Source organism: Phormidesmis sp. 146-33, assembly GCF_052939515.1.
The window spans coordinates 1-24726 of the sequence record NZ_JBJPHU010000034.1 but is presented as its reverse complement, the minus strand read 5'-3'; the positions used below and the strand labels follow the sequence as shown (position 1 = coordinate 24726).

Here is a 24726-nt window from a genome sequence, read left to right as displayed (position 1 = left end):
AGAATGGGGGATTTAGGGGGCGAAGTCACCAGGCAATGACCGATCTTATTTAATTCAGGCTCCTTAGCAGTGAGTGGAGAACGTCTAAAACTTTGGTTCATGCACCTTAAAGCAACCAATGCAGTAGAGGATAGCAGACTTGGGCAGAAGGGCCGCCCTGCAAAGTAAATCAATTTAACCGAATTAACAGAAGAGGGCAGGGATCAGGCTGCGATCGCTCAGACCAGTCAGCTTTATCAGTTCTGTGTGGCTCGAAAAGTCCTTGAAGTTCCTGAGAAGTGGGGTTGGAAGCAGGAAGACAGAACCCCGCAGCGCATAACTTTCAGAGAACTCACGAATTTTTAGAGAGCGATCGCTTGACATGCAACCAATTAGTTGCGTATTATTTTGATATGGATGCAGTGTTCAAAGCCCTTGCTGACCAGAGTCGCAGAAAATTGCTCGACCAGTTGTACATTCACAACGGACAAACCCTAGGAGACCTATGCAAACACCTTGATATGACGCGACAAGCCGTGACAAAGCATCTCACTGTATTAGAAACCGCAAATCTGGTCGTCATCGTTTGGCACGGGCGAGAAAAACTGCATTACCTGAACCCAGTACCCATCCAAGAAATCTACGATCGCTGGTTGAGTAAATATGAACGCCATCAATTAGACGCACTGAGCGAGTTAAAACGCAGCCTCGAAGAAAACACCAGGGAGACGGAACATGACTAAACCCACCTTTGTTTATGTGACCTACATTGCAACCACTCTCGAAAAACTCTGGGAAGCGCTGACCAGCGACGCATTCACCCAGCAATATTGGGGAGATGGGCAACTTGCGTCGGACTGGCAGGTGGGGTCACCCGTGCAGCATATCAATCAAGATGGTCAATCTGAAGGCGTTGGCGAAGTGTTGCAGTCCGATCCGCCACATCGACTTGCCTATAGCGTCTGGTCGCCTGATGTTGTTGAAGTCCAACCGTCTCGTGTGCTGTTTAAGTTAGAGCAGGCTGGAGCCAGGGTGAAATTGACGTTGATCCACGATCGACTAGACACCCAAAGCTGCCTATCCCTTAGCCAGCAATGGACAACTCGCCTATCTGACCTCAAACAGCTATTAGAACTCGAAGAAGTCTTCATTCTGGTCGCCTAACATCACTCGGTTATGGGAGTTTTAATCAGTTAGTTCGATTAAATTATTTCGCGTCGTTTGATGCTTCTCCAACCCCGCGATTCTGGGAGACTTTTAGACAAGATTCCTCGTTCAGAGTCCCTCATTGAGCAGAGATTTAGGAGCAATCCAAGGCAACCAAAGCGAAGAGATTCATCGAATTCACGTCAACCAACCCTACTGCCGATTACCCATTTGTGAATCCGTCAAACTCATTGAGGAAATCCACATCATGATTCCTACCGTTATTGAACAATCGGGTCGGGGAGAAAGAGCCTTCGACATTTATTCTCGGTTGCTGCGAGAGCGAATTGTTTTTTTGGCAGAACCCGTCGAGTCAGAAATGGCCAATCGAATTGTGGCCCAACTGCTGTTTTTAGAAGCAGAAGATCCCGAAAAAGACATCTACCTCTACATCAACTCTCCCGGTGGCTCTGTGCTGGATGGCTTAGGAATCTACGACACAATGAATCACATTCGTCCAGATGTTTGCACAATCTGCTATGGATTTGCGGCCAGCATGGGCGCGTTTCTATTAGGTGCAGGCGCTAAAGGCAAGCGCAGCAGTTTGCCCAGTTCGCGCATTATGATTCACCAACCTTCTGGCGGGGCGCAGGGGCAGGCGGTGGATATTGAGATTCAAGCTAGAGAAATTCTCTATCTAAAACGCCGGATCAATCAGAGTATGGCGAACCATACCGGGAAGTCTCTGGAGCAAATTGAGCAAGATACCGAACGAGATCTCTTTATGTCGGCGCAGGAAGCGGTGGAGTATGGCTTGATTGATCAGGTCGTCGATCGCTCCCTACTCTCCCTTCCCACCCCCGCTATGCAGCCTGAATTTGCACCCGTTTGAGAGTGCCATCACGAAAGCACTGGGTTAACGACCCTCACTGAGAGTGGCTCAACTGAAACGATCGCTCACCCACTCTATGTTCTCGGCTCCAGGTGGTCAGGTCAGAGAGGGAGCGATCGCGATACAGCCCATAGCGTTCTTGCTTGTTGCGAATCTTTTGGGGCAGGGTGGGCAAGATGCCAAAGTTGGGCGGCATGGGCTGAAAATGTTTGGGCGAGGCAGAACAGATAAAGTCAAACAGCGACCCCATCATCGTTGTCACCGGAAGCGTCAGAGTCGGAAGCCCCAAAGCGATGCGAGCGGCATTGGTGCCAGCCAGCCAGCCGCCAGCCGATGCAGCCGTGTAGCCTTCGGTGCCGCTAATTTGACCCGCCGCAAGTAGAGTCGGACGCTTTTTGAATTGCAGTGAGGGCGACAGTAGCTCAGGTGAATTGATGAATGTGTTGCGGTGCATGACTCCCATGCGGACAAACTCGGCCTGTTCTAACCCAGGGATTAGCTGAAAGACGCGCTTTTGTTCTCCCCAGCGCAAGTTGGTTTGAAAGCCGACGAGATTCCAGAGCTGTCCCGCTTTGTCCTCCTGGCGAAGTTGCACAACGGCATAGGGACGATGAATTTGATTTTCGGGGGCGCGAAAGTCTCCTCGGCGCGAATCAAATAGTCCCACAGGCTTGAGTGGCCCGTATCGCATCGTGTCTTCGCCGCGTCGGGCCATTTCTTCGATCGGCAAACAAGCCTCAAAAAACTTGGCCGTTTCTCGCTCAAAATCCTTGAGTTCTGCCTGTTCTGCTTTGCACAATTCTGTCCAAAAATGCAAATACTGATCTTTGTTCATCGGGCAGTTGAGGTAGGCGGCTTCTCCTTTGTCGTAGCGCGATGCGAGAAATGCAATGTCAAAGTTGATTGATTCACCCACGACGATCGGACTGGCTGCATCAAAGAAACTCAAATACTCTAAGCCTGTAAATTGCCGTAAATCTTCGGCCAGTTCTGGGGTCGTTAGCGGCCCGGTTGTGAGAACGGTAACGCCTTCTGAAGGAATTTGGGGCACTTCGCCACGCCGCAACTCGATCAAGGGATGGTTAGCCAGCGTCGTTGTGAGATCTTGACTAAACTGGGCCCGATCGACCGCCAGCGCACCCCCCGCCGGGACTTGATGCTCATCCGCTTTGGCAATGACGATCGACCCCAATCGACGCAGTTCTTCATGGAGTAGACCAGAGGCGCGATCGCTAGACTGTGCCCCAAACGAGTTGCTGCATACGAGTTCGGCAAGCTCTTGGCTGTGGTGGGCGGGGCTGAGGCGTTCTGGTCGCATTTCGTGCAAAATCACGGGTACGCCTGCTTGAGCAATTTGCCAGGCGGCTTCGGTGCCTGCTAATCCGCCGCCAATTACCTGAATCGGTTGTTGAGTCATATCATCCTGCGCGTTTGCCTTTTTCTAGGATACGAGAGCGATGAAAGACTCGGTGAAAGTTTTGGGCGATCAAACAAACCAATTTTGTTGCTTAGGAGGCGGAGGCGGTAAAGGTTTTCCGCGGAGCAGATTCCAGGTAATGGTTCCCACTACGCCGTCTGCCCTGAGTTTGTGCGTTTGCTGAAAGTTTACTACACCTGCATGAGTAGCTGGATCAAACACCCCGTTGCGCTTCAGCGAATAGCCGTTGACGTTTAGCAAACCTTGAAGTTCATAAACATCTGCTCCGGAGTCACCCTGCTTGAGCGATCGTGTCCCCGGTTGGACTGTCTTTTTTAACATTGCCCAGGTTTGAATACCCACGATGCCATCAATTCTCAGGTTGTGTTGAGCCTGGTAGACTCTGACGGCGGCTTCTGTCCGACTGTTAAACTCTCCGTCTACTCTCAAAACAAACCCATGAGCATTGAGCAGGACTTGTAAAGCCTCGACGCGATCGCCCAGATCCCAGGGGTGCAGTTCTCCCTCGGTGACCGACTCAAAATGGGGGGGTTCAGAACTCGATGTCATCGCAGTCGCCAATGGTGGCTTTTCTAATACTTATTCGGGCTTATTCGGGAAAAGAGAGACCTTGAGAGACTAAAAGCTTAGTCCGTCTAGAGTCCAAAGTCCAGGGTCGCTATTGAACTGTTTCTAACGCTTAACTTCGATATTGGAATAAGTTAATCAGACCTTTACTTAGTTTAAATCTATCTGTAACCAAAAGTACTCAGTTTATAGGTCATCCTGGTATTTATACGGTCATGGTGCATCTATCTCTATGCTGTTTATCCTGCTTCTTTCAGCCGACCCCCTTTTGGACTGTGATTTCCTATGCCAGGATTGTTTGAGCCGAGGCTTGATTTAGACGCGACCTTAGCTTGTTTGTATCTTCATCAGGCCTGCGTTGATGCGCGATCGCCCACTGCTTTAGTGAGCCAACTGTTTGAAACTTCGACCTCGCTGCCCGGTGTGATTTTGCTAGAAACCAATCAGTGTGCGGGGATGATTTCGCGCAAACATTTCTTTGAGCAGATCAGCCGCCCTTACATCCCAGAGCTTTTCCTAAAAAAACCGCTTCACCTCTTTTACAAAACGACCGAAACTAAACCGCTGATTTTGCCCGGAGACACCCCCATTTTGGCCGCCGTACAGCGAGCCTTAGAGCGACCGCGGCACCAGTTATATGAGCCGATCGTCGTGCAGCTTCCTGACGAATACGCCCTGCTCGATATTCCTCATCTGCTGTTGGCTCAGTTACGAATTCATGAGCTAGTGCAGTCCAGTCTCAAACAGAGTCAACAAGCGCTGGCTCAAGAAAAAGAACTCGCCCAAATCACGCTGCACTCGATCGAAGATGCCGTGATTACGACCAACAAAGTGGGAGACGTGCGATCGCTCAACCCCAAAGCCGAAAGTCTGACAGGTTGGACTTGTGAAACCGCCAAAGGAATGGCTCTTTCCAAGGTTTTCAACATTCTGCATCAGGAAACTCGCAAACCTGTCAGCAATCCGCTAAAAACAGTTCTGAGAAAGGGCAACACCGTAGAACTCAACCACCACGCTTTACTGCTAGAGAAAAACGGACGTGAGTTTGCGATCGATCTCTCTGCGTCCCCAATCCGCGCTAAAGAAGGGCAAATCATTGGCGCAGTACTAGTGTTTCGAGATGTCACTCAAGCGCGAAGTCTAGCTCGACAACTTTGTTGGCAGGCACGTCACGATATGCTGACGACGCTGGTCAATCGGCGAGAATTTGACCGATGTCTCGACCAAGCCTGCCACACGGCGCAAATCGGACAAACTCACGTCCTCTGCTGTATGGATCTCGATCGCTTCAAAATCATCAACGATACCTGTGGGCATCTGGCAGGCGATGAACTGTTGCGTCAGGTCAGTGATTTGTTGAAAAGCTGGGTGCGAAAGTCTGATCTGTTGGCTCGGTTGGGCGGAGATGAATTTGGGCTGCTGTTGCACCAGTGTTCTCTGGCAGAAGGCCGGGAGGTGGCTCAAGAAATTCACCAAAAAATCCAGAACTTTCGATTTGTCTGGCAGGGAAAAACCTTTGCGATCGGCGTGAGTATTGGTCTGACGCTGATGGATGCGAATGTGAGTGCGATCGACAGTTTTAATCAAGCGGATGCAGCTTGTTATCGAGCCAAAAAACAGGGGCGAAATCGCATCGAAATTTATCAGCCTGAGTCGTCTCATCTGATTCGCGTTAGCGGCAGTCCGTTGATCACTCAGATCGCCAAAGCGCTAGAAGAAGATCGGTTTCGACTTTACTATCAGCCTATTTTGCCACTGGCTCCCGATCGTCAATCCTCTGAGCATTATGAAGTGTTGATTCGGATGTTAGACGAGACGAATACGTTGCTATTACCCGCAGCATTTCTCTCGACAGCCGAAAGGTATCATCTGATGCCTGCGATCGACCGTTGGGTAATCCGAACTTTGTTTGCAACTCAAGGCGAGTATTACCGTTATCTCTGGCGTTATGCTCAAGAGCAAAATCTAGAGTGTGATTGTCTGTTTGCTATCAATTTGTCAGGCGAAAGCATAAACGAAGAGAGTCTGGTGACGTTTATTCAAGAACAATTAACGCTGCATCAGATTCCGCCGCAACTGATTTGTTTTGAGATTACAGAAACGATCGCAATCTCTAATCTGGGTAAAGCGGCTCAAGTGATTCGCGATCTCAAGCAGTTGGGTTGTCGGTTTGCACTGGATGATTTTGGCAGCGGCATGTCTTCGTTTGGCTACCTAAAAAATCTGCCTGTTGACTATCTCAAGATTGATGGCTCTTTTGTTAAAGAAATTGCCCATGATTTTGTGGCCAGCGCGATGGTCGAAGCGATCAACCACATTGGACATGTGATGCAGTTAAAAACGATCGCAGAATGTGTCGAAGATGATGAAACGCTGGCAAAGGTGAAAGCGATCGGATTTGATTATGCTCAAGGCTACAAGATTGCCAAACCCTGTGCGTTTACGGTGGAGACATTGGCTGCGACCTACTCCGCTCGTCCCAAATTTTCTGCAAAACCTGGTTTAACGTCGGTTCGATAACATCATTTTGCTTTGCTGTTGGGCGGCTCAAGTGAAGCATTTAAGTCAAAATTCATGTCACTCTGAGATTCTCCGCAGCGATGCACTGCTTAACGAAACGGTCTGAAATTCTCAAAGCAACGCACAGCCTTCAACAAACATGAGAAGATCCAAGAGGTGAATCAGTTTCGATATTCTCTGATAAAAAATGCTTCAAAGCTCCCACAAAAAGGCAAAAGCGCTCAAACCGTCTAGTCGCCGTCCTGCGAAAGCGTTGTGTAGCGAGTGTGGACTGTGTGACACCTATTACATTCACTATGTTAAAGAAGCCTGTGCTTTCTTAAATCAACAGATTGCTGAGTTAGAAAAGCAGGTTCACGATCGCGCCCGCAATCTCGACAATCCGGATGAATGGTACTTTGGCGTGAGTCAAGACATGATGGCCGCCCGCAAAAAAGAGCCGATTCCTGGCGCGCAGTGGACGGGGATTGTTAGCTCGATCGCCATTGAGATGCTGACTCGCGGACTGGTCGAAGGGGTAGTTTGCGTTCAAAATACGGCCGACGATCGCTTTCAGCCCAAACCTGTGATCGCCCGTACGCCTCAAGAAATTCTCGCGGCACGAGTTAACAAACCCACGCTGTCACCCAATCTATCGATTCTTGAACAGGTTGAGCAGTCTGGGATGAAGCGGCTTTTAGTCATTGGAGTAGGCTGTCAGATTCAAGCCTTGAGAGCCGTTGAGAAAGAATTGGGTCTCGAAAAGCTCTATGTGTTGGGAACGCCCTGTGTCGATAACGTCGATCGCGCCGGGCTGCAAAAGTTTTTGGAAACGACTAGCCGATCGCCCGATACAGTGGTGCATTACGAATTCATGCAGGATTTTAGAGTGCATTTCAAGCATGAGGACGGCTCTGTTGAACGGGTGCCCTTTTTTGGACTCAAAACCAACCAACTCAAAGATGTGTTTGCGCCCTCTTGTATGAGTTGTTTTGACTATGTAAATTCCCTCGCGGATCTGGTCGTGGGATACATGGGCGCACCCTTTGGCTGGCAGTGGATTGTGGTGCGAAACGATCGCGGTCAAGAAATGCTGGATCTGGTGCAAGACCAGATCGACACTCAGCCTGTGATGTCTCAAGGCGATCGCCATAATGCCGTTCAGCAGAGCATTCCTGCCTACGATCAAGGCGTGACGCTTCCGATGTGGGCCGCTAAACTAATGGGCGTGGTGATCGAGAAAATCGGCCCCAAAGGTTTGGAATATGCCCGCTTCTCGATCGACTCTCACTTTACCCGCAACTATTTATATGTAAAACGCAACTACCCCGAAAAGCTAGAACAACATGTCCCCGATTACGCCAAACGGATTGTAGACCAGTACAAACTACCAGAGTGACAAATGTAGGGGCAATTCTCTTGCAGTTGCCCAAGATCCAGAGTAGGCACGGGAGCACTAATCCTACAGTGAATGAATCATACAGCAACAGGTCTAGTTGAGTAAGTGAGATTCTCATTTGACTTTGACGCTGACCAGATCTTCAAACAACGCGTCACAAAGTTATCAGCGGATGAAATGGCAAGTGATCTATTGTTGTCGAGTTATTTTGCCATTAGGTGTTGTATGGAGTTGAATTTGTCTCTAAAGCTGGCTTTCTAGCTCTCTCAACCGTTGCTCAGTGTTGGTGCGTTCTGCTTCAGCGCGATCGATCTCTTTTTCGAGCTGAAACGCGATCGCGCTTCCTGCCTGAGTTGCCAAATCTGTTCGCAATCGATGCAGTTTTTCACTCAAGAGATCATACATTTGCTGGAGACTCTCGATCTCTTGTTGAATGCGTCGCTGCTGCTGACTAATCCTGTGTGTGAGGTAAGTTCTAGTTTCTAGCTCTGCTTGCACTCGTCGTTGGGTTTGGTGCCCCTGCTTCGCCATTGCTTCAACAACCTGACGGATGCTCCGAGCAATATCCTGGAAGGCTTCATCTTGATTTGCCCAGAGCGCCACAGGCCGAGCATTTTTCGGCACGGCTTGAAGTTTGCCAAAGGGTGCACTCTGCCAATCCACCGGACGCAGAATGACGGGAATCACGCAGGCTGTCCCGCTCTCGTGCCGCTCCATTGCGCGAGTTAGTTCAATGTCGTAGCAGTAGTCAGATGCCAGAAAGTCTGGGCTGATCAAAAGCAGGATGACGTGAGCCGCGTTGAGATGCTCATCAATCTGGCCTGCCCATTCACTGCCTGCGGTGATTTGTCGATCGTGCCAATTTTGAATAATTCCCTGTCGCTTGAGAATGCTGAGATGCTTGACTAATTCTTTCATCAGGTCTTCATCTCGATGGGAGTAGGAAAAGAAGAGTTCGATCGTATCGGGATTTACTTGGGATGAAGGATTGGAAGGTAGCATTTCAGTGGAAGGATTTGCAGAAGATGGGTTTATTGTTACTTACTAGGAGCGTAATGGCTCAGATTTTTTGATCCAGGTGAGGCGGTGAGGTGCTTTCAGGATTGAGAGGGACAACAATCGTTTTCGCGTTGACTCTGGTTACTACCTCTGGAGTCTTCGAGATAGATTTTACCCTTGATTTAGAGAAAGCTCAGTGAGAGGCGAGGTGAAAGAAAAATGTTTCCCGATACTTTGAGGAATTCTGTAGGATAGACTCAATCGAGCGAATCACCATCAGCAAGAGTAAGGCTATGCAGATTAGGGTCGAAGTGCCTGACAGTTTGGCGCAGAAGTTACAACCATTTAACGATCAACTATCGGAAGTTCTAGAGCGCGGCGTTCAGGAGCTATTAAATGAGCAATCCGATCGGTTTCAGTCTGAGCTGGAAATTATTGAGCTTTTAGCCAGCCAGCCGCCTCCAGAGGAGATTTTGAGAATTCGCCCTTCCCCTACTTTGCAATCACGAGTCAGTCACTTATTAGCTCAAAGTAAAACAGGAACGCTATCTCGACAGGAAGAAACGGAGCTAGACCGCTATCTAACGCTGGAACACTGGGTGCGGTTGGCAAAAGCACATGCTTACAAGCAACTCCAAAAATCTGCATGAGCTATGTTTCTGCGTCTGCGCGACAACGGGTGATTGATAGAGCCAAAGAGCGATGTGAATATTGCTTATTTCCTCAATGCGCCTCACTCTTCACCTTTGAGATGGAACACATCATTTCTGAGAAACATGGTGGAGTGACGGAGGTTGAGAACCTGGCTCTGGCTTGTCCGTACTGCAATCGTGCAAAAGGTTCCGATTTGGGTTCGATTGACCCCGATACCCGACAACTCACCCCTTTCTTCAATCCCCGAACTCAGCGATGGGAAGACCATTTTCGGCTGGAGACTGCAATGATCGTTCCCTTGACGGGTGCGACCTCCATCCGATACATCGAACAAAACAAACCGCCTTTTGCTCCATAAGGGTTTTGGGTGCCTGTAAGATTGACCAATGAATAATCAAAAAAACTGTTATGAAATCATCCAAAAGCTTTGCCAGTAATGGGCTTTAGCCACTTTAGTATCAGGTAGAGGTCGCACCCCCCTTGACAGGTGAGGGGCGAGTTACAGCAATGATTCTGCAATTCAATGTTCAAGAACGTTTGCAGGAGCGAGAAAGATTAATCACAACTGGCGAGTATTCTTGAGGTATCTTTGCGGGTTGTGCGATCGCTGACTGCATGAGTGCGCATCTTGAAACTAGCGATCGCCCTTTTAAAACCCCGTCATAAAGGGAAAGTTAATCAGAAGGTGAGATCTTTTACCGATAAGCAACCCTTACATCAAGTCCTCGTACCCGAAGGAGGTCAGCTTGTCGAGAGGCTCTCTCCATATTGGGATAGCGACCTGCTTCTACGTAGGCACCTCGTGCAGACTCTCTCTCAACTGCCGCAGGAAAAAATCGTCTAACTTGTGCCAAAGTTGTTTCATCTTTCCTCGGCACAACCACAACATAGCGATTGACTCGATCGATAGAGCCGATCGTTCCAGTCCCCAATTGATTCAGCGTTCTAGCATCTGCAATGCCTGTTTGTGGAAGTCGTTGAGCCGCTTGAAACCGCAAAACAGCATCTCTGGTAAGTAGGCCATAGTATCCCGTTGGAGAAGCATCAAAATAACCTAGCGCTTCGAGTTGGTTTTGAAGATTCTCTACATCTGAACCGCTACTGCCGATCGTCAGTTCGCGACTGTTGGCAATGGGTCGAGGGATAGTGCCTACGGTACCGGAACTGTCGTTCAATGCTTGATACACTTGAGACCCAACTACTCCATCGGCGATCAATCCCTGGTCGCGCTGGAATTGAATGACTGCTGCTTGTGTTTGAGGACTAAAAATTCCATCAATCACACCGTTAAAATATCCTGCTGCACTCAATCGAGTCTGCAAATCTGCCACTGCCGATCCCCTAGAGCTAATCTGCAACAGCATTCCACTATAACGAACGGTTGAGGATGACGTTGGAGGAGGGAAATTAACAGGCGGTGGCGGTGGTAAATTTGTGTCAGAGGAGTTTACAGTAGGCAGTGATTGAAGGTTCTCCGGTTGGTTGGTTAGTTGAGAACTGGGGACATCAGTAGAAGCATTGGGGGATGTAGTGGGTTGGGGTATCCCAGTGGTAGAAGGACTAGGCGAAGGGATTATTTGCGAAGAAGCAGGAGTAGATTCAACGGTCGATCGGCTTGTCGGACTGGGTGAAGGGGTTGAGTTAATCGGTAACTCTGGGGTGACTGATGGGGTTGCGATAGGCTGAGGTGAGGGTGTTACAGATTGAGTGACTCGTGGTGAAGGTGCAGCACTAATAACGCTAGGAGTGGGCTGCGGCGATTGATTCGGTTGCGACAGATAGAAAACACCTGAAGCAAGAGCCAAAGATCCAGTTATGCCTCCACTTATTAGCCATCGATATTGTTTAAGGAATTCAATTCTGGGGCGAGATTGTTGAGGTTCTGAAACTTGAGGCGCTACAAGTTTTCCCTTGAGGAGTTCTGGAATCGGTAGATCAACTTGAGCAATTTGGAGTCGATTCGTTGACGTGAGGATCTGGCTCAGGAGATGGATTGCACCTTCCAAATTTCCTCGCGAGAAGTCTGCGATCGCTTGTGCGTAATTAAGCAGCGATCGGTATTCAAACAGTGGTTCCTCCAGCGTTTCTAGAAGCGTTGCCATCCGAATCCACTCAATTGTGTCGGTTTGGTTTAATTGAGCGAGAGCGGTTGAGATTGTACGCGCTGCTTCATAGGGGTTGCTATACGCCAAGGCGCTCCATTTCTGCGCGGTTGCAAAGTCTTGAATATCTGGATCAAGACTGTCGAGTTGCGGTTCGATGTAAGCAACCAAAAAGTCAGCTAGCTCTCGAATGCGCTCCAGCCCAAAGTGGGGATCATTCCTTAGCTGCTTTAAACATGCTTCTCGGATGGCTGCATCCATCTCATAAAGCTCAAAGCCTACTTCTTCGCACAGACCTGATAACAACAAGTCTGAGACTGCAATCCAGGGAATGTTGAGATCTGCATCGTGACGATCGTTCTGGAAGTTCGCCCACAGTCGATACAACAAATCAGGTGTCAGTGCCAAAGGTAAGGCTGCATGGCAAGCCAGATAAAAATGCCCCTCTCCAAAACGTCGCCGATAGGTTGCAATCTGACGCATCGATTCTCTAGATTGAGTCTCAGATAAAGCAGTCATCCCTCTTCTCCCAATGGTTCAGCGAATGCTTGATGCCGACCTCGTAAAGCGTCGATCGCCCCATCCAATCCCTGCCGGGTCACCTCAAACATAGGAATCGATCGCGCAATTTCTTCCGCCGTTGTAGTCATCCATCGCGACCTAGGCATTGGATTGAGCCACGCCACAGTGCGAACTTGCTGCTTTACTTGCATCAAAAAATCCATAGTCACCCTCACTCGCTCTAAATTTAGCCCACCACGAGCTGCGCCCGCATCACTAAAAATCAGTACTACCGTGTGATCGCGCTTCAATTTTGCAAGCACTTCCTCAATAGGTTCCGCCTCCTGATGCAAAGGATCGTGGTAGAGAGAACCGATCGGACAGTTATGAAAATAATAAACGCCCATCTTACCCAACCGCCCACCCCGCGCAGCCGTTTCGACTAATCGTTCAGAAAGTGATCGAAACGCCACCATCGATCCGTCTTGATCAATCAGCAGTAGCAGTTCAGTTCGATTGATCCGAGGTGGAACCAGCACAGGATCTAACAACACTCCACATTCGGCAATCTGCTGCACCGTTGCTGCTACGTCCAATTCTGTTGGTGTCCCTTCTCGAATCAAGCGGCGTAAATGTCGCCAACTCTGTTTCATCTGCCGTTTTGTAATGGGCAGAAAATCGGTCGTGTGTAACCAGCGATCGCTCACGACCTGATCCTGATTTGCCATCTGCCGCACTGTTTGAGCAATTTGCACTTCATCTTGGATTTCTGGCAGAAATTGGGACGCGATCGGTAGTTTTGGTGTAGATGCCTCCACAGCAGGAGAGTTTTGCTTCCGAAGAAACAGTAACCTGATGAGCCACAAACCGCCTCCGCTAGATACTAAAACCAGGACAACCCACTCCTCAATTGGATTGCGAATCGGCAGCGTAACTATTGGAGGAACTGCCACAGATGGACTTGGGATAGGAGCATTCTGTACCGTTGGAGATGGGAGGGTAGTGATTGAAGATTGAAGCTTCGGACGGGTGAACCACCAAACCAGCCCAACACTGATGAGAACTCCAAGAATCCCTCCAAACACTGCAATGCGAAAGAATTTTTGCTGTTGAGAACGCTGTGCAGCCTCCGCTCCAGTTTCTCGTTCACTCATCAACTGCTCAAAGTAATACTCAAACAATTGTCGCTCATCGGGCGATCGCACCCATAAGGTTCGGCATAGTCGAGCTAAAGCGATTTGATCTCCAACTCCGTATCCTGCTTGCAGCGCCTGCAACACCGACTGGTAATCATCCACGCCCAAAGGCAACCCCGCCTTGCGTAGCTGCGTAAACAATTCTAGTAGCGGCAGTTCATCCACCTTTACCCGCCCTCAAATAACGAATGTGATCCTCCCAACTCTTCAACAATACTCCTGCAAACGGCAATTTCCCAGTTAGTTGCGCGAGTGCCTGGTCTTCAGGATAACGACGCAATACGCGAAACCAATCAATTAACTCACTGGTACTGACCTTCTTTCCCGACTCACCTTTATCTTTCCGCATTTTCTCTCGAAGTTCTAGAAAGCGGGATATCGCCTGTTCCAGCAGCAGCTTTGAGGTGTCTGGAAAGAGCATCTCCATAATTTGAATTAGACGATCTTGACTGGGAAATTCGACATAGTGAAATAAGCAACGCCGTAAAAATGCATCTGGCAAATCCTTCTCGTCATTGCTGGTAATTAGAACGATCGGCGAAACCTTGGCTTTAATTTCCTGCCCTGTTTCTTCGACAATAAATCGCCGCTCATCCAACTCCAACAGCAAGTCATTGGGGAAATCAATATCAGCTTTGTCAACCTCGTCGATTAAAACGACCGATCGCTGATCTGATAGAAACGATCGACCCAGCGATCCCCACCGAATGTAAGTTAATGGATGGTCAATTCTTTGAATTTGCTCATCGGTCAATCGCCCGGATGCTGCCAACTGAGCGTCTCGCAACCGTCCAACTGCATCATAAGTGTACAATCCATCTTTTGCTCGACTGGTCGATTTAACATACCAAGCCTCCAACCTCAATCCCAACTCATACGCAACTGCCGAAGCCAACTGCGTCTTGCCACATCCAGGTTCCCCCTTCAGTAACAGTGGACGATCCAGATAGATAGCCAGATTCACCGCCTCTACTAAATCCGAACTTGGCAGATAGGGAGCCAACAACTGCCCATTCGTCCCTCGCTCTCCTAGCTTAGGCTGCACTGTTCCACCGTATTCCAAGGCTTGTCTTACAGTTTCAACCATTTGTCCTCATTCTCATACCAATCTGACCCCACTAATCGACAAATTTCACCCATTGCAGGTTCAGGAATTCCCGCCTCGCTGTTTTCTAGAATAGACTGCACGGTTTCATCCACCTCATCGACTAACGCGATCGGTAAATCGTCCGCCGAAAACTCCAGCCAATTGATAAGTTCCTGATCTGAAAATTCACGAATCCTTGCTAGCTTTACCGGAGTTTCCGGTTTCCAGGTTGGCTCTAAGTTCTCTGCAAATGGAATCTTCCAACTCCCTACACAGCCGTCATAATCCACCAAAAACATCAGCAATTTATAAGGAGTCACAGCTTTTCCGGCTTCCCACGATCTCGTTGCTAAAGGTCGCCAAAAATCTCGCAGCAACTCGTCAAGAAACGACTCCGGCAGGTAGTCCACCTCATAAAAAATCAGCAACACATTCTGAGTTCGCCACCATTGATAAACCCGCTCCACGATCTCCGGAGTCTTTCCTTGTCGTCCTAGTCCTACTCGACTTCCGAGTTCTCGCCAAAGTGCTGCTACGTCACTTCGCCGTGCTATCCGCGTCAGGTTAATCTTGACCACCTTGCCCGTAATGCTGTCTCGCGTATGCTGCACCACCAGTCGGTTTAACAGCCATCGTTGCCCAAACTCCATTTCTCCGTGAATCAGAAATGCTGAGACTGGATTTCCCTGCACAAATTTGCGAAACGTTTGTACCTGCTTTCTGTAACCCAGTTTCAGCAAAGCTTGATACAGCCGACCATCCTCCGAAAGATGTTCAAGGTCTTCTTGCTGCTGCACCACTTGTTTAATTTCAGCTTCTACCTGCTCAATTTGTTTAGAGAGCTGGAATTTTACGGAAGCATCGGCAGCGATCGCCCAACTCCGCTGCAGTTCCAGCAACTTCTCGCTCAACAGGTCGTGTTGGGACTGAAGTGCATCTCGTCTAGGTTGTAGCAGGTCAAATGGTGACATCTCGCTTTACCAAGTCAGTCTAGAAGTTAGGTGCAGAGTTCTTTCTCTGACTTCTCTATTTTCACCTCTTTACTCAACCTCCACCTCGGAAGAGAAATCTGACTTTAATCTACTGAATCCGTTGCCATCCGCCTAAATCAGTCCCTTGAAGGCCGTTTGCTCGGCAACTTGTTTGCCTTCATTCAGCAAATAGTCGAAGAAAGCCTGAGCGATCGCCGACAACTGTTTTCCACCGGGGTAGACCACATACCATTGACGCTCGATCGGAAAGCCTTCTACATCCAAAACGGCCAGTTGGTTGTTGAGTCCTTCGAGTGCCAGCGTATGTTTTGAGAGAATCGAGATTCCCATACCGCCTGCGATCGCTTGTTTGATCGCCTCATTACTGCTCAAATCTAGCTTGACCTTCATCGTCAGCCCGTGAGCATCAAACAGCTTCTGAACCGTTTTTCGAGTGCCTGATCCCGGTTCTCGCATGATAAAAGGTTCTTCAGCGATCCGTTCGAGAGGGATGTTTTTCTCGGTTGCCAAAGGATGACTACGGGGAGCCAGCACAACGAGCGGATTTTCCATAAAGGAATGGGTTTGCGCTTCTGAGTCGTCGGGCAGTTGGCTAATGATATAAAGATCGTCGCGGTTGGCAGCCAGACTGTCTAGAATATATTGGTGGTTGGTCACCGTTAGCGAAATGTCAATCCCAGGGTAGCGCTGACAAAACGGCCCCAAAATTCTGGGGATCACATATTTGGCAGTCGTGATCACAGCAATGCGTAACGTGCCTTGTTTGAGTCCTTTGAGGTCAGCGATCGCAATATCAAATTGAGAGAGGCGATCAAACACATCCTGACAAGTGGCATAGAGTTCTTTCCCGGCGGACGTGAGAAACAGCTTTTTGCCGACCTGCTCAAATAGCGGTAAGCCGACCGTTTTAGAAAGCTGCTTGACCTGCATCGAGACCGTAGGCTGGGTCAAAAATAATTCTTCCGCAGCACGGGTAAAACTGCTGTGACGGGCGACAGCTTCAAAAACTTTGAGTTGGTGAAGAGTAGCGTTTTGCAAAGGAAAAGCTCCTGCCATAATAAGTAAATAGATAAATATCTATGCGAGTGATTGAGAACAGTGATTTCTATTGATAGCTTTTGTAGCTATGATAATGCACAAGAGCATATGCTCCCTTCCAATCTGCGTTGCATGTCAAAAGGTTTTGTTGGAGCCATCGCTGAGTTGCTGACTTGTAGCGCATCGCTGGCCACCCACATCCGATATGCAACGCTTTCTTTATTGAGATGAGCCATTGAGGTGAGCCGCTGGCACTGATTTTCAGGCTCCTCTGTGTTGAATATGTGGGTTGAGTTTTGCATTCTATTCACATCCTGAATCTAGTGATTGGTATCAAACTGTAATGGTTTTAGATGTCCAATTGATGGATTATGACGTTAACGATCGCAACAAGTAAAAACTATGGCTGATATTGTTGATATTGCAGTGGGCGCTGGGTCTTTTAGTACGCTGGTGACGGCGGTCAAGGCTGCAAATCTGGTCGATGCGCTCAAGAGTCCTGGCCCGTTTACGGTGTTTGCTCCAACGGATGAAGCCTTCGCCAAACTACCACCGGGAACCATCCAAACGCTGGTACAAAACATTCCTCAACTCACTCGAATTTTGATGTTTCACGTCGCGTCTGGCAAATATACACAAGCCGATTTAGAAAAGCTGGGTTCTGTGACTTCGCTAGAAGGGTCGCCGATTCCTGTCAAGTTTATCGATGGCTTTGAGGTCAAAAATGCCACGGTTGTCGCGCCAGACATCGAAGCCGATAACGGAATCATTCATGTAATCGATAACGTGATTTTGATGGGCTAAGTTTGCAAACGAATCAGCGGGTGGGGTTTGTGGGTGCTATCGTTTCACTTAAAAGAACCGCCTCAGTAAACCCCTTTTTTTGTTCAACAAACTTATTCAACAAACTGTTCTATTCAACAGGGCAGAATTAGAGAGTAGAAAGATCGCTCCACCCACTCTCTTGTCAACGGTTTTAGCGATAGGATTGACTTTGAATTTCTCGAATCCGAGACTCTGGACGCAGGAAGCGATCGAGCTGTGATTCAAAGAAGGCGCGATTGGCTTTGAGATGGTTGGGATTGGGATCATCCAATGGATAGAGCAATGCGGTTCGCAACGCTTGAATGACCGCAGAAGTCACACAATACATCGATCGCTGAAAGCTCACTGCCAACTGCACCAACATATCGTCTTCACCGCGACAGTGCTGTTTGTAATACTCGACCAGATATTCCGGTAAGAAGTGCAGCATGTCTTGAGCCAACAGCGTCGGCGGAATGCCAGCCGTGCCGACGGGGAATTTGTCAGCATAGAGAACTCCATAGTGAAAATCGGGCTGCTTACCGGGAACTTGGCCCGCCTGAGCGTTGTAGGACTTGGTGCCTCTAAACGGTGACGTGCGGTAAAAGACAGCTTCTACGTAGGGCAGAGCGGCTTCATAGAGCCAGGTAAAGCCTTTGGATTTGGGAATGATTTCATAACACTCGCCGCGAATGTAAACGTGATGGTAAATAGGACGACCTGCGATCGCAAAGATGCCATTTACCAAAAAATCCATTGCTTGAGGAACGCTGGCGATCTTGCCTTCATCATACAAATCAGACATCTCGAAGAACACGGGAGCCATCACTTCCCAAAACAGTCCGAGATTCGCATAGTAGGATGACTGACGACACTGTTCGAGAAACAAATCGGGGAATGCTTTGTGCAACGCTAACATCGCGGGATTGCCTTTGAAGTAGGCCTTGATAGCGCGATCGGCATTCGCCTTATATTCATCACTGTCGAGGAACGGATCAAACTGGTTGACGGGCACATACATACCTCGGTGCCAGAGCATTGCCCGCATACACTCTTCAGCAAACTCCATGTTGACGCGATCGTGCCACAGGTGATGCGCCAGACGCGGTAGTTTTTTCTTGAGTTCGCCTTTTTCCATAAATTCCAGCAGTTCTGGATGGGCCGTCGCCACTCCGCGCCAGATTCTCAAATCGGCATCATCGCCCGCATAGTGGTTGTGACGCTGGAGATATTCATCTGAGATGAAGTATTTGAAAAAGGGAAACGGATTGAGAAAAACCTGCTCGCCAATGTAAAGCAAGTCTCGCCAATAAAAGTCCATCGGCACGGCATAGGCTTTGTACAACCCGATGATCTGCATTAAGTTCTCAGGGGTGTCAGGAAGCATGGCCCCACCCGCTTCGAGACGGTGAATGATGTCGGCAAAGGGGTGCTGTGACGGAGGCAGTTTGGTGGTGGGGGGTGCGGCTAGGTTCATAGGAATAAAGGGTGTGGGCTAGGATTCGCGTCGAACTAAGAATTAGGGCTTCACACTGACGATCGCGGGTGCTTTCAATTCACTGACTTTGAGGGTGGGTTGCTGTGCGAGACGGCGAGATTCTGATAGGGGAGTTGCAGCAACGATTGCCGTGGTTGTGGTTTCACTCCAGCGCACCATCCAGGTCGGTTGTACTCCAAGCCAGATGATCAGAGCTGTCAAAATCAAAGCGGGAGCCTGTTCTAAAAAGGTAACTCTGGGATAGTAGGCGGTGTAGTTGCTTAGTTTGCCAAAGCAAGTACGGTTAAGCAAAATCACAAAGTAAACGGCGGTTAAAGCGGTTCCAGCGATACACAAGAGCGTGGGTAACGGAAACGCTGTATAGCTGCCCTGGAAGACCAAAAATTCTGCCACAAAGCCCGCCATACCAGGGATTCCTGCACTGGCCATGCCTGCCAAAATTAGCAATGCGCTGGTCAAAGGTAAGCCCCGAATCGGATTCAACAACCCGTTGAGAACATCCAAATCGCGCGTTCCGACTTTTTCTTCAATCACGCCAACCAGATAGAACAGGAGGGCCAAAATCAAACCGTGACTGATCATCTGAGAAACGGCACCCACCATAGCCAGTGGCGTTAGGGCGGCTGTTCCTAATAGAACGTATCCCATGTGCCCAATCGAGCTATAGGCCACCATGCGTTTGATGTCTTTTTGAGCGATCGCCGCCATTGCGCCATACAGCACACAGACCGCCGCCAAAACTGAGAGTCCGGGGGTCACCACCGCCCAGGTTTCAGGAAACAGACCTAGACAAAAGCGTACCAGTCCATAGGTTCCCAGCTTTGCCAATACGCCACCAAGCAAAATGGCCGTCGAAGCAGACGATTCTACATAAGCGTCAGGCAGCCAGGTGTGCAGCGGTACTAGCGGAATTTTGATGCCAAATCCAACCAGCATTAGCGTTAGGAGAATTAACTGAGTCCGCTGAGACAACCCTTGAGTTTGGATGTCTGCATAGTCAAAGCTAGAAGCTCCCGTGAGCCAATTGAGGGCAAGAAAGGCAGCCAGAATCAGGATTCCAGAAACCGCCGTGTAGATCAAAAACTTGATGCCTGCATAGTCACGCTTCTCACTGCCCCAGATCACAATCAGCAGATAAAACGGAATTAGCTCAATCTCGTAGAACAGGAAAAACAACAGTAAATTTTGGGCTAATAACGCTCCCGCCATCCCTGCGCTGATTGTCAACACCAACGCATAAAACAATCGGGGACGCTTAAGAGAAATCGCAGTTATCGATCGCGAGTCACTGCTAAAAATAACCACCAGCGTCAATAGATTAGTCAACGCTACCAGCGGTAAAGATAAGCCATCGACACCCAATCGATAGTTTAATCCCAGCGTCGGAATCCAGGTCATGAATTCCTGCATCTGCATTCCTGGCACAGACAGATCAAACCGAGTAAACAGAACAAGTGTCCAGAGCAGAATAAGAGAGGAGACCGCGATCGCCGCTTTGCGTATCCGAGCAGCAGGCACTTCTCCAGGAAAAAATCCGATAATTGCGGCTCCAATTAGTGGCAGCCAAATTAATGCACTCAACATGGCGAAGATCCTTTAGCCTACGGTTTGATGAAAAAGAGCAGCGGCGGTTGTCAGCACCAGACGAGACAGCGACGACCAGCAGAGAAACAAGCCCAGCGCCGTCACCCCAAACAAAATTGTCAACGCATAAAACTGAAACTGCCCGGAGTTGCTATATTTCAGGCTTTGACCGCTAAACAGGGTGACAATGCCAAATAAGTTAACCAGACCATCGACCAGATATCTGTCAATCCAAGAAGTCACGCGAGAAATGATGGCAACGCTTAAGACAATGCTGCCGCGATAAATGTTGGGCGTGTAGAAGTCGTAAGCCACCAGATCTTGCAGCGCCTTTACCGGGAATTGAACTGGCTTTTGAACATAGTTGCCAAGATAAATTACCGCACTGATGCTCACCCCAAACACGCTTGACCAAATCAGCAATAGAGCCATGTCGGTATTCATCTCTGACCAGGCAGGCAGGAGTGAAAGAGACTGAAGAATCAGCGGCAAGTGAAGCGTAAAGCCCATCAGAACGATCATCGGGAGAGCCATCGGCCAGTGAATTTCGGGCGATCGCTCGGACATCTGTTTGGGTTTGCCACCAAAGACGAGGCAGAAGGTGCGAGTAATGCCAAAGGCGGTCAGGGCATTCGTCAGCAAAATCACGCCTACTAAGAAAGGATGATTAGACGCTTGCAGCCCATCCGCGAGTTTGAGCATCGCCCAAAAGGTGCCCAACGGCGGAAAAGCAATCAAGCCCAACCCTGCCACAATCAACGCTGAACCCGAAACCGGACGGCGTGACCACAAGCCACCCAGCATCGTCAAATCTTGAGTAATGCTATTCCAAACGATCGCGCCACTACTCATCATCATCAACGCCATCGACAACGCATGGGTTAATACAATCAACAAGGCGGCTTCGGTCTGTCCGGCTCCGGCTGCGATGAACACGATGCCCATGTAGGCAGTTACCAGATAAGAGAAGGCGCGTTTGATGTCGATTTGTGCCAGGGCGATCAGAGAACCCCCGATCGCTGAGATGGTGCCAATCACAATCATGGCTGACTGAACCACGGGAGACAGCGCCAAAACGGGTTCTAGTTTGACTAAGATCCAGGCACCCGTGGCCACGACGACCGAATTTCGCAAAGCGGACGCGGGAACCGGCCCTTCCATCGCCTCATCTAGCCACAAATGGAGCGGAAACTGAGCGCATTTGCCCATCGGCCCCGCAATCAGCGCCAATCCGACTAAGGTCACAACACCCGGATCAACGTTCGCCGTTTTTGCCCAGAGTGCCAGGTCATCAAAGTTCCAGGTGCCCGCCAGCGGAAGCAGCGCAACCACACCCATCAACAAGAAAAGGTCGCCAATGCGTTTGGTCAAAAAGGCATCTCGCGCACCCGTCACCACGAGCGATTGATTAAACCAGATGCCAACAATTAGGTAGGTTCCTAGAGTGAGAATTTCGAGAATGATGTAGCTGAAGAATAAGGAATTGCACAACACCAGCGCCGTCATCCCCGCTTCAAACACTGCCATCAGCGAAAACAGCCGCCCCCAGCCCCAATCCATTTCCATGTAGCCGATCGCGAAGATCTGGGACAGCACATTTAGCCCTGTGATCACGACGATCGCACCGATCGTCAGCGAAGAAATCTCAATCGGAATCGTCAGGTCTAGTCCGGCGACATTCAGCCAGGGGACAAATAGCTGATAGGCGGGTTGATTCCAGGTCGCAGGCAGAGCGATCGCCGCATGGATAAGCGACAAAAAGGTCATGATCACATTTACATAACCCGCAGGACGCGGCCCGGTGCGGCGAGTAATCCCTGGAAACCAGAGGACAGATAAGGCTGCGCCTAAAAGTGAATAGCAAGGAATTAACCAGACGGACTGGAGGAGCAGTTGAGACATCGCAATCATCTCTCGGTTGTAATCTGGACGAAGACTGATGGGCGTAAAAAGCACCTACCCAAACCATGACTAGTGGAGGATTTCTAGGCAGTGCTAATCTTTTCTTAATGGATCTTTGTTACTTATAATTTCTATCACATCTAACTGTGTAATAGACTTTTTGTTATTGATAGAAACCCTTGATTTTTTTGATGGGTCTGATAGAGTCCGCCGTATTGGTAGAGAGATTGCAGTAGAGAGGAAAGTATAGTAGGCGCGGAGTTTTTGTCTGATTGTAATAATTGATTTAAGTCTATGATTAAGCGATTCCCCAGAAGCTTTCATAGAAGTATGTAAGCCTGTGAGCACTTAGCGATCGATTTCTCAGTAAACTTTCATTAAAATCCTGTGGGCAGCGACTGCAAAAATATTCTCAAATAAGAAGAGCTATTGAGTTGCTTTCTACTTCAACACAGAAGTGCTTTAAATACTTGATCTAAATTTTTGACCACATGCGGCGGGTTGCCATTGTGTTGAGGTAAATTTTCAGATTTCTGGTTCTAAGTTCCTCCCTGGTATGGGATTTAGAAGACTGCCTACATTGACAACCGCAGCGAAAGACTTTATCAATTCACGGTTTGTTAAGCGACCAGTAGCCAAGAATCGAGCGTCACAAGCCACAGCGCATAGCGTTGCCCTCGTGGTTTACGCGGGTCTTTGATCGCCTTTAATTGTTTTATGAGGGTCATGGACTGATGGTTATGCTAGTGATTTCAGTCCATCTTCATTTTCTCACTCTCACACTGAAGCCACCCTGCCCAGAATTGGCAGCTTGGGGGGGCAGAAGAACCCGCAACGAAGTGAAACAACTTCATTGATCTCACGCTTTTCACGGGTCGATTTTGGGAAACTATGAGTCAGTTCAGGAAACCACCAGCGATCGCATCTTTACCTCACCTCCCTCACTGCCGAAAACTGAATGAATAGCCAGCATACTCATCCCCTTCGTACAAAATAATCAGCCAGGTTTGCGGATCAAAAGCGAGCGGATAAGCGTCTCGTTGGGCTGTTGTGCCGCTTCTAATCTCCAAGTTTGGCAACTTGCAATATGGCTCTTTGACGATCGCCCTGACTCTACTCTTGCGATCGCGCTCCGGAATCGTTAGCAACTGACTCAATTCCTCTCTGGAAAGTACCTTCTGAGGCTGAATGACCTGTTGACAGGCATCTTTAGGAGCTTTGGCGCTCAAAAGATCACGCGGATTGATGAACATGCCAGCCAATGCCAACAGCGTGCCAGCGGCCAACAAATACTTCACAGACTGTCTATGGGAGCGTCGATATCTCATCGTCTTCCTCCAATAAGGGCTAATGTGACAAAGAAGCTTATTTAGTAGTACGTTTGTCTTACACTATAGCAGTACAAATGTACTAAATTATGAAAACGTGCGACAAAAGTTCTCTCATTCAGTCTCTTTATGAAAATGCCGTAGAATAGGAAGGTTGTCTAAAAACGATCGCGGACGAATATCATGGCAGTTCCTAAGAAGAAAACCTCCAAATCAAAGCGTGACAAACGCAAAGCCACCTGGAAGCACAAGGCAGTCGTCGAAGCGCAAAAAGCGTTGTCGATGGGCAAATCGATCTTGACGGGTCGGGCGAGAGGCTTTATCTACCCGCCTAACGAAGAAGAAGCCGAAGAAGAATAAGGATGAGGGCCGAGGGATGACGTACTAAAAGTTCTCCCGCCTCATGCCTTCTGACGACGCACGATCGTTCCAAAATTTGCTACACAGTAAATGTGAAAACTCTGTAGGAATTTAAGCAATGCTGGGGAAGTTTTTCCAGAAGCCAGGAGCCGATATGCACGACCCCTTGCGAGTAACTCGAAGAGATCGCGTTCCGCCCGGACAACGGTTGACCAATGGGTTTCCAGTTCTCACCTATGGGGATACGCCTGTCGTCGATCGAGACACCTGGCAATTCAAAGTTTGGGGTTTGGCAAAAGAAAAGATCTTTAGCTGGTCTGACTTTATGGACATGCCCCAAAGCAGCTTCACGGCTGATTTTCACTGTGTCACCACCTGGTCAAAGCTGGATGTGCAGTGGGTTGGCATCAAAGTGACCGATTTTATGAAATTTGTGGAAGTCGATCCTCAAGCAGTTCACCTTATGGAACACTGCTACGGCGGCTACACCACCAACATTTCAATGGACGATTTTCTACGAGAAGAAAACTTTTTTGCTCACACCTTGTTTGGTGACCCGCTTCCGCCTGACCACGGTGGGCCAATGCGTCTCGTCGTGCCTCATCTCTATGCCTGGAAGAGTGCCAAATGGATCAATGGCTTAGAGTTTCTCAACCACGAAGCCCTCGGTTTTTGGGAACGAAATGGCTATCATCGACGCGGCGAACCGTTTGCAGGAGTATTGTTGAAGAGTTGGGAGGATCACATTCGTTATTTGAGGG

Annotated in this window: 22 protein-coding genes; 10 read left to right on the top strand and 12 right to left on the bottom strand. The window is 48.9% G+C overall.

What is annotated here, in order from left to right; translation table 11 throughout:
* The first annotated feature begins 284 nt into the window (after positions 1-284).
* The 3 genes from ACJ2PR_RS15515 to clpP all read left to right on the top strand — a co-directional run bounded on the left by ACJ2PR_RS15515 (position 285) and on the right by clpP (position 2017).
* Positions 285-722: an ArsR/SmtB family transcription factor gene (locus ACJ2PR_RS15515; protein ID WP_446877660.1), complete on the top strand. Its 438-nt coding sequence runs from the start codon at positions 285-287 to the stop codon at positions 720-722.
* Positions 715-1143: an SRPBCC family protein gene (locus ACJ2PR_RS15510; protein ID WP_446877659.1), complete on the top strand. Its 429-nt coding sequence runs from the start codon at positions 715-717 to the stop codon at positions 1141-1143. Before ACJ2PR_RS15515 ends, ACJ2PR_RS15510 begins: the two co-directional genes overlap by 8 nt.
* A gap of 250 nt (positions 1144-1393) precedes the next feature.
* A complete protein-coding gene (clpP, locus tag ACJ2PR_RS15505) occupies positions 1394-2017 on the top strand; it encodes an ATP-dependent Clp endopeptidase proteolytic subunit ClpP (RefSeq protein WP_446877686.1) in 624 nt (207 codons plus the stop codon).
* A 34-nt stretch (positions 2018-2051) separates the two neighbouring features.
* Here the strand turns inward: clpP and trmFO are convergent, their stop codons facing one another.
* Together trmFO and ACJ2PR_RS15495 are read right to left on the bottom strand one after the other, a co-directional pair.
* Complete coding sequence (gene trmFO, locus ACJ2PR_RS15500; protein WP_446861154.1) at positions 2052-3434, bottom strand: FADH(2)-oxidizing methylenetetrahydrofolate--tRNA-(uracil(54)-C(5))-methyltransferase TrmFO; 1383 nt, start codon at positions 3432-3434, stop codon at positions 2052-2054.
* Between the two features lie 69 nt (positions 3435-3503).
* Complete coding sequence (locus ACJ2PR_RS15495; RefSeq protein ID WP_446877658.1) at positions 3504-4004, bottom strand: peptidoglycan-binding domain-containing protein; 501 nt, start codon at positions 4002-4004, stop codon at positions 3504-3506.
* A gap of 303 nt (positions 4005-4307) precedes the next feature.
* On the opposite strand from ACJ2PR_RS15495, the gene ACJ2PR_RS15490 reads away from it, so the two are divergent.
* Positions 4308-6542: an EAL domain-containing protein gene (locus tag ACJ2PR_RS15490; protein WP_446877657.1), complete on the top strand. Its 2235-nt coding sequence runs from the start codon at positions 4308-4310 to the stop codon at positions 6540-6542.
* Between the two features lie 187 nt (positions 6543-6729).
* Positions 6730-7920, top strand: coding sequence for a Coenzyme F420 hydrogenase/dehydrogenase, beta subunit C-terminal domain (locus tag ACJ2PR_RS15485; RefSeq protein WP_446877656.1), 1191 nt, complete (start codon positions 6730-6732; stop codon positions 7918-7920).
* 243 nt (positions 7921-8163) lie between these two features.
* On the opposite strand, the gene ACJ2PR_RS15480 is transcribed toward ACJ2PR_RS15485, so the two are convergent.
* A complete protein-coding gene (locus ACJ2PR_RS15480) occupies positions 8164-8922 on the bottom strand; it encodes a TIR domain-containing protein (RefSeq protein ID WP_446877655.1) in 759 nt (252 codons plus the stop codon).
* 290 nt (positions 8923-9212) lie between these two features.
* Between ACJ2PR_RS15480 and ACJ2PR_RS15475 the strand changes: the two genes are divergently transcribed.
* Positions 9213-9569, top strand: coding sequence for a hypothetical protein (locus tag ACJ2PR_RS15475; protein ID WP_446877654.1), 357 nt, complete (start codon positions 9213-9215; stop codon positions 9567-9569).
* Positions 9566-9931: an HNH endonuclease gene (locus ACJ2PR_RS15470; RefSeq protein WP_446877653.1), complete on the top strand. Its 366-nt coding sequence runs from the start codon at positions 9566-9568 to the stop codon at positions 9929-9931. The genes ACJ2PR_RS15475 and ACJ2PR_RS15470 overlap by 4 nt, the downstream gene beginning before the upstream one ends.
* Positions 9932-10268: 337 nt before the next feature.
* Here the strand turns inward: ACJ2PR_RS15470 and ACJ2PR_RS15465 are convergent, their stop codons facing one another.
* From ACJ2PR_RS15465 to ACJ2PR_RS15445, 5 genes are all read right to left on the bottom strand, one after another.
* Complete coding sequence (locus tag ACJ2PR_RS15465) at positions 10269-12194, bottom strand: peptidoglycan-binding protein (RefSeq protein WP_446877652.1); 1926 nt, start codon at positions 12192-12194, stop codon at positions 10269-10271.
* Complete coding sequence (locus tag ACJ2PR_RS15460) at positions 12191-13537, bottom strand: hypothetical protein (protein WP_446877651.1); 1347 nt, start codon at positions 13535-13537, stop codon at positions 12191-12193. Before ACJ2PR_RS15460 ends, ACJ2PR_RS15465 begins: the two co-directional genes overlap by 4 nt.
* Positions 13530-14459 (bottom strand): AAA family ATPase, encoded by a 930-nt coding sequence (locus ACJ2PR_RS15455; RefSeq protein WP_446877650.1) that lies wholly within the window; start codon positions 14457-14459, stop codon positions 13530-13532. Before ACJ2PR_RS15455 ends, ACJ2PR_RS15460 begins: the two co-directional genes overlap by 8 nt.
* Positions 14444-15430, bottom strand: coding sequence for a hypothetical protein (locus tag ACJ2PR_RS15450; RefSeq protein WP_446877649.1), 987 nt, complete (start codon positions 15428-15430; stop codon positions 14444-14446). Before ACJ2PR_RS15450 ends, ACJ2PR_RS15455 begins: the two co-directional genes overlap by 16 nt.
* Positions 15431-15562: 132 nt before the next feature.
* Positions 15563-16489, bottom strand: coding sequence for a LysR family transcriptional regulator (locus tag ACJ2PR_RS15445; RefSeq protein ID WP_446877648.1), 927 nt, complete (start codon positions 16487-16489; stop codon positions 15563-15565).
* Positions 16490-16891: 402 nt separating this feature from the next.
* Between ACJ2PR_RS15445 and ACJ2PR_RS15440 the strand changes: the two genes are divergently transcribed.
* Positions 16892-17293 (top strand): fasciclin domain-containing protein, encoded by a 402-nt coding sequence (locus tag ACJ2PR_RS15440; RefSeq protein ID WP_446861160.1) that lies wholly within the window; start codon positions 16892-16894, stop codon positions 17291-17293.
* Positions 17294-17465: 172 nt separating this feature from the next.
* Here ACJ2PR_RS15440 and ACJ2PR_RS15435 read toward each other — a convergent pair whose 3' ends face one another.
* The 4 genes from ACJ2PR_RS15435 to ACJ2PR_RS15420 form a co-directional block, all read right to left on the bottom strand.
* On the bottom strand, positions 17466-18770 hold the full coding sequence (locus ACJ2PR_RS15435) for a CO2 hydration protein (RefSeq protein WP_446877647.1): 1305 nt from the start codon (positions 18768-18770) through the stop codon (positions 17466-17468).
* A 42-nt stretch (positions 18771-18812) separates the two neighbouring features.
* On the bottom strand, positions 18813-20375 hold the full coding sequence (locus ACJ2PR_RS15430; protein WP_446877646.1) for an NADH-quinone oxidoreductase subunit M: 1563 nt from the start codon (positions 20373-20375) through the stop codon (positions 18813-18815).
* 12 nt (positions 20376-20387) lie between these two features.
* Positions 20388-22277: an NAD(P)H-quinone oxidoreductase subunit F gene (locus tag ACJ2PR_RS15425; protein WP_446877645.1), complete on the bottom strand. Its 1890-nt coding sequence runs from the start codon at positions 22275-22277 to the stop codon at positions 20388-20390.
* A 941-nt stretch (positions 22278-23218) separates the two neighbouring features.
* Positions 23219-23605, bottom strand: a complete 387-nt coding sequence (locus ACJ2PR_RS15420) for a hypothetical protein (RefSeq protein WP_446877644.1) — start codon at positions 23603-23605, stop codon at positions 23219-23221.
* Positions 23606-23788: 183 nt separating this feature from the next.
* On the opposite strand from ACJ2PR_RS15420, the gene rpmF reads away from it, so the two are divergent.
* Together rpmF and ACJ2PR_RS15410 are read left to right on the top strand one after the other, a co-directional pair.
* A complete protein-coding gene (gene rpmF / locus ACJ2PR_RS15415; protein ID WP_446861165.1) occupies positions 23789-23965 on the top strand; it encodes a 50S ribosomal protein L32 in 177 nt (58 codons plus the stop codon).
* A 118-nt stretch (positions 23966-24083) separates the two neighbouring features.
* Positions 24084-24726: sulfite oxidase-like oxidoreductase (locus tag ACJ2PR_RS15410; protein ID WP_446877643.1), on the top strand; the 643-nt coding region annotated here is incomplete at its 3' end.

Excerpts from the sequence above, each read along its gene's own strand:
- ACJ2PR_RS15435 (WP_446877647.1), bottom strand. The coding sequence starts at position 18,770 with ATGAACCTAGCCGCACCCCCCACCACCAAACTGCCTCCGTCACAGCAC.
- ACJ2PR_RS15485 (WP_446877656.1), top strand. The coding sequence starts at position 6,730 with ATGCTTCAAAGCTCCCACAAAAAGGCAAAAGCGCTCAAACCGTCTAGT.
- trmFO (WP_446861154.1), bottom strand. The coding sequence starts at position 3,434 with ATGACTCAACAACCGATTCAGGTAATTGGCGGCGGATTAGCAGGCACC.
- clpP (WP_446877686.1), top strand. The coding sequence starts at position 1,394 with ATGATTCCTACCGTTATTGAACAATCGGGTCGGGGAGAAAGAGCCTTC.
- ACJ2PR_RS15495 (WP_446877658.1), bottom strand. The coding sequence starts at position 4,004 with ATGACATCGAGTTCTGAACCCCCCCATTTTGAGTCGGTCACCGAGGGA.
- ACJ2PR_RS15455 (WP_446877650.1), bottom strand. The coding sequence starts at position 14,459 with ATGGTTGAAACTGTAAGACAAGCCTTGGAATACGGTGGAACAGTGCAG.
- ACJ2PR_RS15470 (WP_446877653.1), top strand. The coding sequence starts at position 9,566 with ATGAGCTATGTTTCTGCGTCTGCGCGACAACGGGTGATTGATAGAGCC.
- ACJ2PR_RS15490 (WP_446877657.1), top strand. The coding sequence starts at position 4,308 with ATGCCAGGATTGTTTGAGCCGAGGCTTGATTTAGACGCGACCTTAGCT.
- ACJ2PR_RS15450 (WP_446877649.1), bottom strand. The coding sequence starts at position 15,430 with ATGTCACCATTTGACCTGCTACAACCTAGACGAGATGCACTTCAGTCC.
- ACJ2PR_RS15430 (WP_446877646.1), bottom strand. The coding sequence starts at position 20,375 with ATGTTGAGTGCATTAATTTGGCTGCCACTAATTGGAGCCGCAATTATC.
- ACJ2PR_RS15465 (WP_446877652.1), bottom strand. The coding sequence starts at position 12,194 with ATGACTGCTTTATCTGAGACTCAATCTAGAGAATCGATGCGTCAGATT.
- rpmF (WP_446861165.1), top strand. The coding sequence starts at position 23,789 with ATGGCAGTTCCTAAGAAGAAAACCTCCAAATCAAAGCGTGACAAACGC.
- ACJ2PR_RS15480 (WP_446877655.1), bottom strand. The coding sequence starts at position 8,922 with ATGCTACCTTCCAATCCTTCATCCCAAGTAAATCCCGATACGATCGAA.
- ACJ2PR_RS15440 (WP_446861160.1), top strand. The coding sequence starts at position 16,892 with ATGGCTGATATTGTTGATATTGCAGTGGGCGCTGGGTCTTTTAGTACG.
- ACJ2PR_RS15475 (WP_446877654.1), top strand. The coding sequence starts at position 9,213 with ATGCAGATTAGGGTCGAAGTGCCTGACAGTTTGGCGCAGAAGTTACAA.
- ACJ2PR_RS15425 (WP_446877645.1), bottom strand. The coding sequence starts at position 22,277 with ATGTCTCAACTGCTCCTCCAGTCCGTCTGGTTAATTCCTTGCTATTCA.
- ACJ2PR_RS15510 (WP_446877659.1), top strand. The coding sequence starts at position 715 with ATGACTAAACCCACCTTTGTTTATGTGACCTACATTGCAACCACTCTC.
- ACJ2PR_RS15420 (WP_446877644.1), bottom strand. The coding sequence starts at position 23,605 with ATGAGATATCGACGCTCCCATAGACAGTCTGTGAAGTATTTGTTGGCC.